This is a genomic window from Neisseriales bacterium (assembly GCA_016699915.1).
Lineage (GTDB): Bacteria > Pseudomonadota > Gammaproteobacteria > Burkholderiales > Q3-R57-64 > Q3-R57-64.
On sequence record CP064990.1, the window covers coordinates 16,312 to 29,032 of the forward strand.

A 12,721-nucleotide genomic window follows, 5' to 3' on the forward strand; every position below is an offset into this window, starting at 1 on the left:
AGCTCCTAGCAAATCGCGCTGTGTCGTCGTGCCCAGGTGGCGGAACTGGTAGACGCACTAGGTTCAGGTCCTAGCGCCGGCAACGGTGTGGAAGTTCGAGTCTTCTCCTGGGTACCACTTTTTTAAGCTGTAAGCATACATGATGCATTTATCCTACTTTAGCAGGTATTGTACGGTTAGCAGCATACCATGCAAAATGTTTGTGTACTTGTACAGCATAAATTGCAGTATTGCTAAAAAATAGCTTAAAAATCATGATCAATACAGAAATTCTCAATCAAACAGAAAATTGGCTTATCAACTTGTCGTCACGCACGCTTGCCATTAAACAGCATCTTGAATACGACACCAAAAAAGAAAGGCTAAAAGAACTAACAGCGCTCATTGAACAGTCGGCAGTGTGGTGCGATCCTAAACGTGCTCAAACGGTTGGGAAAGAGAAAAAAACAATAGAAGTGACTGTCAAGCTATTGGATACCATCACAAATCATCTTGCAGATTGTAAGGCGCTATTGTCTATGGCTACCGCTGAAGCAGATCATGAAACCATCATGGCAGTATTTCATGACGTTGCAGATATTGAAAAACAGCTCAAGCAACTAGAGTCTTGCACTTTATTTAACCAACCCATGGATGCCAATAACTGTTTTATTGATATCAAAGCAGGAGCTGGTGGTACCGAGGCACAAGACTGGGCTAGCATGCTCTTTCGTATGTATATACGCTATGCGGAACGTAAGGGTTTCCAGGTGGAAATATTGGAAGAATCAGAAGGGGAAGTGGCAGGTATCACAAGCGCCACCATTAAAATTGCGGGCCGCTACGCTTTTGGTCTACTACGCACTGAAACAGGGATACATCGCTTAGTGCGCATCTCCCCTTTTGATGCCAACGCTCATCGGCACACTTCTTTTGCTTCTGCTTTTGTTTATCCAGAAATTGATGAATCAATCCAGATTGATATCAATCCGGCCGATTTGAGAATTGACACCTTCCGGGCATCCGGAGCTGGTGGTCAACATGTGAATAAAACCGACTCGGCCATACGGATTACGCACCGCCCAACAGGCATCGTTGTACAATGTCAAAATGATCGCTCGCAGCACCGCAATCGCGAAGAAGCCATGCAGTTATTGCGTGCTAGATTATATGACCTTGCACTACGTGAGCAACATAAAAAAAAACAAGCTTTGGAAAGTAACAAAAAAGAGGTGGGATGGGGACATCAGATTCGCTCTTATGTATTTGATCAGTCGCGCATTAAAGATTTGCGGACAGGGTATGAAGTAGGCAATATCAAATCAGTCATGGATGGCGACTTGGATGGCTTTATTGAAGCGAGTCTCATGGCGAAAGTATAATAAACAAAATGACAACTACAACGCCAAAAATGATCAGTGAACCTGCCACTGACGAAAACCAAGTTATTACAGAGCGACGCCATAAATTGACTGCTTTGCAGCAAGTAGGTAACGCCTACCCGAACGATTTTCGCCGTAGCCACTTTGCTCAATTGCTACATACAGAATTTGGTTTACTTGATAAAACACAGCTCGCTGAAAAACCGATTACTGTCTCGGTTGCGGGTCGTATGATGCTCAAGCGACTCATGGGTAAGGCAAGCTTTGCAAGCTTGCAAGACCAATCTGGAACCATTCAGTTATATATCAGCGATCAAAGCATTGGCCATGTTGCTCATCAAGCTTTTAAAGCATGGGATCTTGGTGATATTTTAGGAGCAACAGGCGTTTTGTTTAAAACGAACACCGATGAATTGACAATACGAGTCACCACCGTTCGGATGCTTACGAAAACCATTCGACCACTCCCTGAAAAGTTTCATGGGCTAAGCGATCAAGAGCAAAAATATCGACAGCGCTATGTTGACTTGATCGTCAACGCTGCAACCCGAGAGAATTTCATCAAACGCTCGCAAATTGTGCAGGCTATGCGCCAGTTTATGGTCGATGAAGGATATTTGGAAGTTGAAACACCTATGATGCATCCTATACCAGGTGGTGCTGCAGCCAAGCCTTTTATCACACACCATAATGCTTTAGATATGCCACTTTATTTACGCATTTCTCCGGAGTTATATCTCAAGCGTCTTGTTGTAGGTGGCCTTGAAAGAGTATTTGAGATCAACCGTAGTTTTCGTAATGAAGGACTCAGCACAAAACATAATCCAGAATTTACCATGATGGAATTTTATGAAGCATACTGCAACTATGAGCGTATGATGCAGATGGCAGAATCCATCATTCGCAATTGTGCGACGTTAGTCTGCCATACACAGGTTATCGCTTATAACCAACACACAATTGATCTTTGCAAACCTTTTTTGCGTTTAACGATCACAGAGGCTATACAACATTATAATCCACAATATCAAGCAAACGATCTGGCTGATATAGCTTGGCTAACAAAAACCTTGGCGAAACTTCAGCAAACGCTACCCATCAACCCAACACTTGGTAATTTGCAGTTAGCCTTATTTGAAGCCTCTACTGAAAAACAACTACAACAACCTACTTTTATTATTAATTATCCAACCGAGGTCTCTCCGCTTGCTAGGGCTGCGGATCATAATGCTGCAATCACCGAACGCTTTGAGTTATTCATTGCGGGCGCCGAAATCGCTAATGGATTTTCTGAACTCAATGATCCACAAGAACAAGCGAAGCGCTTTATGGAACAGGTCAAACAAAAAGAGGCGGGAGACGAAGAAGCAATGTATTTTGATGCAGACTATATTCGTGCATTAGAGTATGGCCTTCCACCTACAGGCGGTTGCGGTATCGGCATTGATCGGCTCGCGATGCTACTAACTAACGCACCTTCTATCCGCGATATCATCTTATTTCCAACTCTACGCACTGAATAATTTATGTACTAATTCAATCAATCGTACAACATATGTCCTAAGCACGGTTGATGCGTTCTTTTAAGTCTTTACCTGGTTTAAAATGCAACCTATACTTTGCAGGTGTTTGAACGCTCTGACCAGTTTTTGGATTACGACTAGTGCGTGCTTGCCTGTAGCGCAGGAAAAACGCGCCAAATCCGCGAATTTCAATGCGCTGTTCTTTACGTATTGCCTGAATCATACTGTCTAATATTAAGGTAGTCGCCTGCCTTACATCCGAAACAGAAAGAAACGCCTTACTGTTCTTAGCAAGGCGCTCACTGATTGCAACCATAAGCGCTGACTTAATCATCACAATACCAGTTATTTTTCCTCATCACCCGATAATTTAGCCTTGAGTAGTACCCCTAAACTAGTCGTACCTGTGCTGACATTCTTATCTTGCTTTGTTTTTTTGGTCGTTTTCACTGTTTTAGTAGTCTTAGTCACCTTGGTTGTTTTTTTAATTTCTGGCGCTTTAATAGATAACAGCGCGCGACGCAATTTGCGGTCAGTTGAAATAATAACGACTTCAAGCTGGTCACCTACTTTGGGATCAAATTGACCTTCCCGTTCACGTATTGCGATCACTTCCGATTCAGGTAAGTACCCCTCAACCCCTTCTGCTAAATCAACCAATACACCTTGATCATCAATGAACTTTACCGTACTAGTAATAACGGTATCTTTCACATAAACAGATACAAAATTGCCAAATTTATCTTCTTCAAGCTGTTTAATGCCTAATCCAACACGTTCTTTATCGGCATCAAGCGATAGCAATACCGCTGTTACTTCATCGCCTTTGGTAAAACGCTTGATTGACTCTTCGCCCGCTTCATCCCACGCAAGATCATGAATATGCACCAGACCATCAATACCGTTAGGTAACCCAATAAAAATACCAAAATCCGTAATAGATTTGATCTTACCAGTAATATGGTCGCCCTTATTATACTGGCTTGCAAATAATACCCAGGGATTCTCTTGGCACTGTTTCATACCCAAACTAATACGACGTCGATCTTCATCAATATCTAAAACCATGACCTCTACTTCATCACCAAGCTGAACAAATTTTGATGGGCTCACGTTTTTGTTTAACCAATCCATTTCGGACACATGCACCAATCCTTCAATACCTTGCTCAATCTCAACAAAAGCACCATAATCAGTCAAATTGGTGACATGGCCGAGCAATTTAGTGCCTTTTGGATAACGCTGTGACAAACCAATCCACGGATCTTGCGCAAGCTGTTTTAAACCGAGCGAAACACGATTTTTTTCTTGATCAAATTTTAGGACTTTTGCTTCAATTTCATCCCCTACTGCCAATATTTCAGAAGGATGTTTAACGCGACGCCACGCAAGATCTGTAATATGGAGCAGTCCATCAATACCCCCCAAATCAACAAAAGCGCCATAGTCTGTAATATTCTTAACAATTCCCTTGATTGTCATACCCTCAGTTAAGCTATCTAATAATTCTTTCCGCTCTTCTCCGAGGGATACTTCTAAAACGGCACGACGGGACAGGACGATATTATTGCGCTTCCGATCCAGTTTAATAACCTTAAATTCAATGGTTTTACCTTCATAAGGGGTCATATCTCGAATAGGCCGTATATCAACCAGTGACCCGGGCAAGAAAGCACGGATACCACTAACCATCACAGTTAAACCACCTTTAACCTGCCCGCTGATCAATCCAGTAAGTATTTGGCCATTTTCTAACGCTTCTTCAAGCATAAGCCATGTCGCTAGTTTTTTAGCTTTATCGCGCGATAACTTGGTCTCACCATAACCGTTTTCGAGCATTTCAATAGCAACAGTTACAAAATCTCCTATTTGCACTTCAAGTTCGCCGTTATCGCCTCTAAATTCGCTAATGGGAACAAGGGATTCGGATTTCAAGCCAGCACTTAGTGTGACAAAATTACTGTCAATATTTATCACTTCTGCAGTGACAACTTCCCCTGTACGCATTTCTTGCTGCTTAAGGCTTTCTTCAAAAAGTTGGGCAAAATTTTCCGTATTTGTATTTGTCATGAAATCGCTCTTCACGCGTACCAGGCAATACGCAACATGTAATTAAAAAATCGCACCTTCCTGAGTGTGCGTACAACTCATCTTTCTTCTGAACACCGTAGCGAGGCTTTTAAGCTTGCAACGTGCCACCAATTTAGCATCTGTTGGAGCACAGCATCAACAGACAAAGCTGTTGTGTCCAATGCTTTAGCATCACTTGCCATTTTAAGTGGCGAGGCATTACGTTGCCTATCTTGCTCGTCACGCTTAAGAAGCTGCACTCTAACAGTAGCGAGGTTAGCAGGTTCACCGTTTTTAATCAACTGGTTGTATCGTCGACGCGCTCTTTCATCCACGCTTGCGATAAGATATACCTTCAATAACGCATCAGGAAAAATGGTTGTAGCCATGTCTCTACCTTCTGCAACCAACCCAGGGAAACATCGATATTGTCGCTGCCAACCAATCAGTTGCATGCGCACATTAGCAAAAGTGGCCACCTTTGATGCCATCATACTCACGTTTTCGGTACGCAGATCCTCTAAAACAATTGGCCTGCCCTTAAAACGAAGAGGCAAGTAAGTAAGATCACGTGCAATATCTGATGCACACTGTTCAATAGTAGCGTTATCTGACAAATCAACTTGATGCACTAAAAGAAACCAAGCAAGCACACGATACAGTAAACCTGAATCAAGATAATGAAAACCAAGTAAATTTGCCATTTTTTCTGCAATAGTTCCTTTCCCAGAGGCTGAAGCACCATCAATGGCAATAACTGGCGGCAGATGATCGTTCAAATCAGTTGGCATGTATGATTCATATACAATTAAAAGCTATAATGCTCATTTATTTTATTTAAATTCATTGATATATAGTGTATCAAGAAGCTGCCCAAGCACTCTTTACAGTGCGAGATATTTTACGTTTTGCCAGTAGCAAATTTAGTGCAGCGTCGCTTTTTTACGGACATGGCACAACTTGTCCCTATGAAGAAGCTGTCTATCTCGTGCTAACCGCCTTATCTTTATCATACAATCAACTTGATGCTTGTCTTGACGCACGTTTACTGCCTAGCGAAATTAACCAGCTCCTTTGCTACATTGAGGAGCGCATCACAAAACATATTCCTGTTCCGTATCTTACAAAGAAAGCTTGGCAGGGCGACTATGAATTTTATGTTGATCAGCGCGTTATTATACCGAGGTCATTCATCCACACATTACTCATCAATGCTGTGGCTCCTTGGGTTAATCCACAACAAATATATTACGCCCTTGATTTATGTACTGGTTCAGGTTGTCTAGCTATCCACATGGCTAACCTTTATCAAAAAGCCAAAATTGATGCTGTAGACATTTCGCCTGATGCATTGGTGGTAGCTGCCATCAATATTGAGCTTTACCAACTTAAGGAGCGTATTCGACTCATCCAAAGCAACCTATTTAGCTGCTGCAAACCAACTTTTCTTTATGACCTGATTGTGACAAATCCACCTTATGTCAGCCCAAGCAATATGGCAAATTTGCCAATGGAATATCGTTATGAACCCGGTTTAGCGCTTCGCGCAGAACAAGATGGTTTAGCGATCATCCTCACTATCCTCAAAAAAGCGGGTGATTTTCTAAGCGAAAAGGGAATATTGCTGATGGAGGTGGGCAGTAATAGAAAGGAACTCGAAATACGTTACCCTCTAACAACATGGCTGTGGTTAGACACGCCTGAAGATGCGGGCGCTGTCTGTTTGCTTACAAAAACTGATTTATCACTTTTTGCTACAATAGAAGCCGATAATAAAATAATACCGTAACACATGGGTGTAAGCAAACATCAAAATTTGAAACGTAGTAGAATTAGCATAACATGCATAAACATTATTTGATCGCAAAGGAAGGGTGGACGTTAATCGGGATCAGCTTGACCATCAGCATGGCATTGCAGTGTTATGCTGGTAAATGGGTCTTACCCGCTTGGCTCATTACATTCTTTGTCATTAGTTTTTTTAGAGACCCTGAGCGTATTGTATCAGTTCAGCCCAGCGCTATCTTATCCCCCGCTGATGGTCGTATTGTGGCCGTTGAAAAAACAAAAGATCCTTACCAGAAAAGTGATGCCTTAAAAATTGCTATTTTTATGAACGTTTTCAACATACATGCCAACTACCTTCCTGTGGCTGGCACCATACGCCAAGTGCAATATCATCCAGGCAAATTCTTTAAAGCCTCTCTTGATAAAGCATCTAAAGAAAATGAACGTAATGCGCTATTAATTGATATGCAAAATGGGCAGTCAATAACCGTCGTGCAAATCGCTGGGTTAATCGCAAAACGTATCTTGTGTTACATTAGCGCCGGAGATAAAGTCAACCAAGGTCAACGGTATGGATTTATTCGGTTTGGTTCGCGGGTAGAAGTTTATCTACCCATCACAGCTAAACCTCATGTGGCGATTGGTGACCATGTTACCAATGCACAAACTATAATTGCACAACTATAATTGCCATGATGAATCATTTTTCGCAACAGCCACTTGACGGAGTATGGCTTAAAAAGCAAGGCATCTATTTATTGCCGAATCTCTTCACATTAATTGCCTTATTTGCTGGATTTTTCAGCATCATTCAATCCATTAATCATCATTTTGAGGCAGCAGCATTATCGATCTTTACTGCTATGGCATTTGATAGTCTAGACGGTCGCATAGCAAGATTAACACATAGCCAAAGCCCATTTGGTACAGAATTTGACAGTCTTTCTGACATGGTAAGCTTTGGCGTAGCACCAGCAGTATTATCTTATGTATGGAAACTAAAAAATATGGGTAAATTTGGTTGGATGATTGCCTTTATTTTCTGTGCTTGTACGGCGCTACGATTGGCAAGATTCAACGTCATGGCAGGGAACACCGCTACGAGTAAGCGCTGGTTTATAGGCATGCCAAGCCCCGCTGCAGCTGTCTTGATAGCTGGTCTTATTTGGGTATGTTACGTCTATCACTACACAAGGCTACCCCATTTGGACTGGATCACACTCGTACTGACAGCTTTTGCGGGCATTTCTATGGTGGTCAATATCCCATTTTGGAGTTTTAAAGAAATTCACTTTAACCAACAGATACCCTTTACGGTCATGTTGGGGTTGGTACTGGCTATTTTGTTTTTTGTATATCAACCTCCTTTGGTATTATTTGGCTGCTTTTTGTGCTACAGCTTATCCGGATATTCGATTGCCCTTTATCGATGCTTATATCGCCCTCACAAACCTTCATAAGCACCTTACATCAAATCCTGTAACGCTTGCTGTAAGGCAGGAACGATATCAAATAAGTCCCCTACTATGCCATAGTCAGCAACCTGAAAAATGGGCTCTTCGGGATTTTTGTTAATTGCAATGATTACTTTTGCATCTTTCATGCCTGTTAAATGCTGAATTGCTCCTGAAATACCAATAGCAAGATAAAGCTCCGGCGCAACAACTTTACCCGTCTGCCCAATTTGATAAGTGTTCGGTACATATCCCGCATCTACTGCTGCACGCGACGCACCAATTGCAGCGCCTAGTTGATCAGCAAGCGGATCTAACAATGCATGGAATTGTTCACTAGATCCAAGCCCCTTACCACCTGCCACAATCACTTTTGCAGCCGTTAATTCAGGACGCTTTGAACAAGTTAAGCGTTGTGTTACGTACCTAGATAAATGGGCTATTTCGTCATGCATAATCGGTATAATCGGTACCATAACATCAGCATATACAGCTTTCTCGAAAGCAGTGCTGCGCACACTGAGCACTTTCACAGGATCTAGGGATTCAATGGTTTCAATGAGACTGCCGGCATAAATGGGTCGCACAAATTGATGTGCTGACAACAAATGGATCACATCCGAAATGGGGGCAACATCTAAGAGAGCAGCAATCCTAGGCAATAGGTTTTTTCCAAAAGCATTCGCACTAGTCACAATATGTGTATAGGGTACTTGCTGAAAACAAGCTACAGTAAGCCCTGATAATGGTTCTGCCAACTGATATCGATAGTTAGGTGAATCAGCTAACAAAACACACGAAATACCCGATAGAGCACTTGCTTGTTTCGCAACACCTTGGCAAGCATCACCAGACACCAATAGATCAACTTTGCCACCCAAAGTAAGCGCTGCGGAGACAGCATGTAATGTATCAAAAGCAAGCTGTTGATTGTTATGCTCAGCAATGACAAGTGTATGGATCATAATAATCCCTTCACTCTAACACTAAGCAGCATGGCTAGTTCTGCCACATCGTCAATCAATACGCCAGGTTGGCGAGTAGGCGGTTCTTCCACTTTAAGTTGTCGAAAGTGCGGCACGATATCCACCTTTAGTGATTCGGGACTTAGTGTTATTAAAGGTTTTTTCTTAGCAGCTATGATATTGGGTAGCTTGATATAGCGTGGTTCATTAAGCCGAAGATCAGCAGTTATAACGCAAGGCACTGGTAATTCAAGTATTTCATGACCCCCATCAATTTCTCGTTGTGCTGTTACGGTTCGTTGATGAATATCCATCTGAGACACAAAAGTGGCTTGTCCCCAACCCAAAAGGGCAGCAAGCATCTGACCAACTTGGTTAGCATCATCATCAATTGCTTGCTTGCCAAGCATCACCATATGGGGCGATTCTCTTTTTGCAACAGCAGTCAGTAACTTAGCAACCGATAGCGGTTGCAATACAACATTGGTTTCAATATGTATAGCACGATCCGCTCCCATAGCCATACTGGTACGTAAAATATCTTCACATTGCTTAACGCCACAGGATACAGCAATAACTTCCGTAACTTTGCCTGCCTCCTTTTGGCGTACAGCCTCTTCTAATGCAACCTCATCAAATGGATTCATGGTCATTTTGACGTGGTCAATATCTGCGCCTGTGTTGTCTGCTTTAGCGCGCACTTGAATATGGTGATCAACAACCCGCTTTACTGCCACCAATATTTTCATGTTATATTTCCCTTCCCTAGCAAGTCCTTCAATCTAATCTGACGACTTCCAAATTCGGTAAAGCACAACCCAAAAAACGCTCTGCAATGGTTTGGAACCGCAGTGGAATATCCGATACATAAAACTGATAAGTGGGTAAAATCGTGTCCTGATTTAGTAGTTGAGACGTTTGTAGCACAGACGCAACTTCATCGGCAACCGTTTTAGCGGGATCCACAATGTATATAGAGCGGCCAATAAGTTTAGTTAATAGCGGTGTTAGTAACGGGTAATGCGTGCAGCCTAACAACAAAGTATCGATAGATTCGGTACGGGTAAACTGTAGGTAGTCTTTAGCAATATGCCAAGTAGCAGCATGATCCAATAAACCTTCTTCTACTAACGGCACAAAGAGTGGACAGGCTTGTGTATAGACAGAGCAAGACTGAAGACGCTCTTCAATAGCTACTTCATAAGCGCCACTATTAACCGTAGCAAGGGTTGCAACTACTCCAATTGATTGGTGACGCGTTCTAGCTACTGCTGCATTTGCACCGGACTCAATCACATTTAATACTGGCAAAGTACCCGCTATCTTTGTAACATGCTCCGCTGCAACTGCAGCAACGGTATTACAGGCAATCACCAGCATTTTTACATGCTGATTTAGTAAAAATTGCGTCATTTGCGTTGCAAAATTCTGGATGATTTCAACCGATTTTATGCCGTAAGGCACACGTGCTGTATCCCCAAAATAAATAATATTTTCATGAGGTAGTCGTTCCATCAATGCCTTCACTACCGTTAATCCACCCACCCCTGAATCAAAAACACCGATAGGGCTATTTGATAGCATATGAATCCCTTAAGCGCTACAAGATAAGAATCCATTCTAACATGATCGGTTTAGAGCGACGTTTTAAGTAAATAGTATGTATCAAATCTGACAAATTGAATAAAATAGAACCCTACCATCCTGCAATTCGTTGAGAATGAGCGGTCTATCTCATGCAATATATACTCTTACAAGAACAAGATACTTTGGCTTTAGGTAGTAATTTGGCACGCGTTTTAAAAAGTGGCATGATCATATATTTGCAAGGCGATTTAGGTACTGGCAAAACCACACTCGTCAGAAGTATATTAGGCCAACTTGGACAAAAAATGCCTATCAAAAGTCCCACTTACACCCTAGTGGAAAGCTATTATCTTGGAAAATGGACGATTCATCATTTTGATTTGTATCGACTACATAGTCCGCAAGAATGGGATGATATGGGTTTAAATGATTTGTTTACTTGTGATGCCCTGTGCTTCATTGAGTGGCCAGAAAAAGCTGCAACATTTCTGCCTACTGCAGATTGGCAAATTTTGCTGTCATGGATGCAGCAAGGTCGCAATGTTTCAATCGCTGCCTCAACCTTCCTTGGTCAATCATGCCTAAAATTATTAGCCAATTGATCTACCGCTGGATATGGTGCAGCTTATTTTTATTCAGTATACCTTTCAGCCAAGCTGCTTCCAATGGTCTGCTCAGTAACGCCAGCGTGATCATTTTTTCGGATCATGTACGTTTAGCGTTAACAACTAATCAAATTGTTAGCACAAAACATTTCACGCTTACAAATCCATCAAGATTAGTTATTGACATAGATCAAGTCGGTCTTACCGATACCCTCAAAAAAAATGCTTTACCAATCATGATCAAAAATCCCTATATAGAAAGTATTCGTATCGGGCAATTTACCCCGAAGACAGTACGTTTTGTTGTACTATTAAACGCTGGCGTTACGATTCAAAGTGCACCAGCACAAACTGTGCGGAATACTTCATCATACCAGCTATACATTGATCTATATCCCACTAATCAGTCAATCAATATACCTAAAGCGCCTATCAATACGACTACTAAACCCATCGTTCAAAAAATACATAAAAACATAGATCGCAATAACAATGACCCTTTCGTAGTAATTATTGATCCAGGTCATGGCGGTCATGACGCAGGAGCGATTGGCTCCGGTAACAACAAAGAAAAAGATGTTGTTCTTGCGATTGCTAAAAAATTAAAGCAACAGTTGGCCTTGGATCCCCGTATTAAAACCTATTTAACCAGAGAAACTGATACATATGTCCTGTTAGGTACACGCGTAAATTTTGCAAGAGAACATCGTGCTGACTTATTTATTTCGATTCATGCAGACGCTTTTATCAAACCGCACGCACATGGCTCATCAGTTTTTGCGCTATCTGAAAAAGGAGCAACTAACAAGGCTGCAGATTTGCTTGCAAAAAGCCAAAACAGTGTTGATCAAATGATTGGTATCACAGCACGCAATACCAATATTCATATGCGATATACACTACTTGATTTGACGCAAACCGCCACAATCAACAGCAGTCTAAAACTGGGCAAATATGTACTTAATCATCTGAAGCTGGTCAACGCCCTACACAATGTTCGTGTTGAGCAGGCCAATTTCGCTGTCCTTAAGGCACCTGACATTCCATCCATTTTGGTTGAAACGGCTTTCATTAGTAATCCTGATGAAGAAAAACTACTAACGGACAATATTTTCCAACAAAAAATTGCTAAATCAATTTTTGATGGCATCCAAGCTTATATGGCAACACTGAGCCAATATCGATCAAACTAGTGGCGGTTTATCGGAAGGAATTACGTAATGCTCACTGGCCCATTCCCCTAAATCAATTAAGCGACAACGCTCGCTACAAAAGGGTTTGAACTGATTGCTGGATATCCAATCTACAGGCATTTTGCAATGCGGGCACAGAACTCGGAGCGGTTTTTTTGTATCCATCATACATCTG

At 41.9% G+C, this 12,721-nt stretch carries 14 protein-coding genes and 1 tRNA gene; 8 read left to right on the plus strand and 7 right to left on the minus strand.

Features of this window, described 5'->3' with window-relative positions; genetic code table 11:
* Positions 1-30: 30 nt before the first annotated feature.
* The 3 genes from IPK86_00095 to lysS all read left to right on the plus strand — a co-directional run bounded on the left by IPK86_00095 (position 31) and on the right by lysS (position 2,884).
* A tRNA-Leu gene (locus IPK86_00095) sits at positions 31-117 on the plus strand.
* A 140-nt stretch (positions 118-257) separates the two neighbouring features.
* On the plus strand, positions 258-1,361 hold the full coding sequence (prfB, locus tag IPK86_00100) for a peptide chain release factor 2 (protein QQS17001.1): 1,104 nt from the start codon (positions 258-260) through the stop codon (positions 1,359-1,361).
* An 8-nt stretch (positions 1,362-1,369) separates the two neighbouring features.
* Positions 1,370-2,884 carry a lysine--tRNA ligase gene (gene lysS, locus IPK86_00105; GenBank protein QQS16662.1) on the plus strand — a complete coding sequence of 505 codons (1,515 nt, stop codon included), beginning with the start codon at positions 1,370-1,372 and terminating at the stop codon, positions 2,882-2,884.
* A 37-nt stretch (positions 2,885-2,921) separates the two neighbouring features.
* On the opposite strand, the gene IPK86_00110 is transcribed toward lysS, so the two are convergent.
* The 3 genes from IPK86_00110 to IPK86_00120 form a co-directional block, all read right to left on the minus strand.
* On the minus strand, positions 2,922-3,218 hold the full coding sequence (locus IPK86_00110) for an HU family DNA-binding protein (protein ID QQS16663.1): 297 nt from the start codon (positions 3,216-3,218) through the stop codon (positions 2,922-2,924).
* An 11-nt stretch (positions 3,219-3,229) separates the two neighbouring features.
* Entirely contained in the window at positions 3,230-4,954 is a 1,725-nt protein-coding gene (gene rpsA / locus IPK86_00115) for a 30S ribosomal protein S1 (protein ID QQS16664.1), read from the minus strand.
* A 77-nt stretch (positions 4,955-5,031) separates the two neighbouring features.
* Positions 5,032-5,745 (minus strand): (d)CMP kinase, encoded by a 714-nt coding sequence (locus IPK86_00120; GenBank protein ID QQS16665.1) that lies wholly within the window; start codon positions 5,743-5,745, stop codon positions 5,032-5,034.
* A gap of 65 nt (positions 5,746-5,810) precedes the next feature.
* On the opposite strand from IPK86_00120, the gene prmB reads away from it, so the two are divergent.
* From prmB to pssA, 3 genes are read left to right on the plus strand one after another with little or no spacing between them, the layout of a single operon-like run.
* Positions 5,811-6,743, plus strand: a complete 933-nt coding sequence (gene prmB / locus IPK86_00125) for a 50S ribosomal protein L3 N(5)-glutamine methyltransferase (GenBank protein ID QQS16666.1) — start codon at positions 5,811-5,813, stop codon at positions 6,741-6,743.
* A 53-nt stretch (positions 6,744-6,796) separates the two neighbouring features.
* Complete coding sequence (locus IPK86_00130) at positions 6,797-7,429, plus strand: phosphatidylserine decarboxylase (protein QQS16667.1); 633 nt, start codon at positions 6,797-6,799, stop codon at positions 7,427-7,429.
* Between the two features lie 8 nt (positions 7,430-7,437).
* Complete coding sequence (gene pssA / locus IPK86_00135; GenBank protein QQS17002.1) at positions 7,438-8,202, plus strand: CDP-diacylglycerol--serine O-phosphatidyltransferase; 765 nt, start codon at positions 7,438-7,440, stop codon at positions 8,200-8,202.
* A gap of 5 nt (positions 8,203-8,207) precedes the next feature.
* Here pssA and IPK86_00140 read toward each other — a convergent pair whose 3' ends face one another.
* The 3 genes from IPK86_00140 to IPK86_00150 are packed head-to-tail and all read right to left on the minus strand — an operon-like array spanning position 8,208 to position 10,745.
* Positions 8,208-9,158, minus strand: a complete 951-nt coding sequence (locus IPK86_00140) for an FAD-binding protein (GenBank protein ID QQS17003.1) — start codon at positions 9,156-9,158, stop codon at positions 8,208-8,210.
* Entirely contained in the window at positions 9,158-9,910 is a 753-nt protein-coding gene (locus tag IPK86_00145; protein ID QQS16668.1) for an electron transfer flavoprotein subunit beta/FixA family protein, read from the minus strand. The genes IPK86_00140 and IPK86_00145 overlap by 1 nt, the downstream gene beginning before the upstream one ends.
* 28 nt (positions 9,911-9,938) lie before the next feature.
* Entirely contained in the window at positions 9,939-10,745 is an 807-nt protein-coding gene (locus IPK86_00150; protein ID QQS16669.1) for a glutamate racemase, read from the minus strand.
* 152 nt (positions 10,746-10,897) lie between these two features.
* Between IPK86_00150 and tsaE the strand changes: the two genes are divergently transcribed.
* Together tsaE and IPK86_00160 are read left to right on the plus strand one after the other, a co-directional pair.
* Complete coding sequence (gene tsaE, locus IPK86_00155; GenBank protein QQS16670.1) at positions 10,898-11,350, plus strand: tRNA (adenosine(37)-N6)-threonylcarbamoyltransferase complex ATPase subunit type 1 TsaE; 453 nt, start codon at positions 10,898-10,900, stop codon at positions 11,348-11,350.
* Positions 11,326-12,546, plus strand: coding sequence for an N-acetylmuramoyl-L-alanine amidase (locus tag IPK86_00160; protein QQS16671.1), 1,221 nt, complete (start codon positions 11,326-11,328; stop codon positions 12,544-12,546). Before tsaE ends, IPK86_00160 begins: the two co-directional genes overlap by 25 nt.
* Here IPK86_00160 and IPK86_00165 read toward each other — a convergent pair.
* A complete protein-coding gene (locus IPK86_00165; GenBank protein QQS17004.1) occupies positions 12,538-12,711 on the minus strand; it encodes a DNA gyrase inhibitor YacG in 174 nt (57 codons plus the stop codon). The two genes, IPK86_00160 and IPK86_00165, sit on opposite strands and share 9 nt — an antisense overlap.
* Positions 12,712-12,721: the final 10 nt, after the last annotated feature.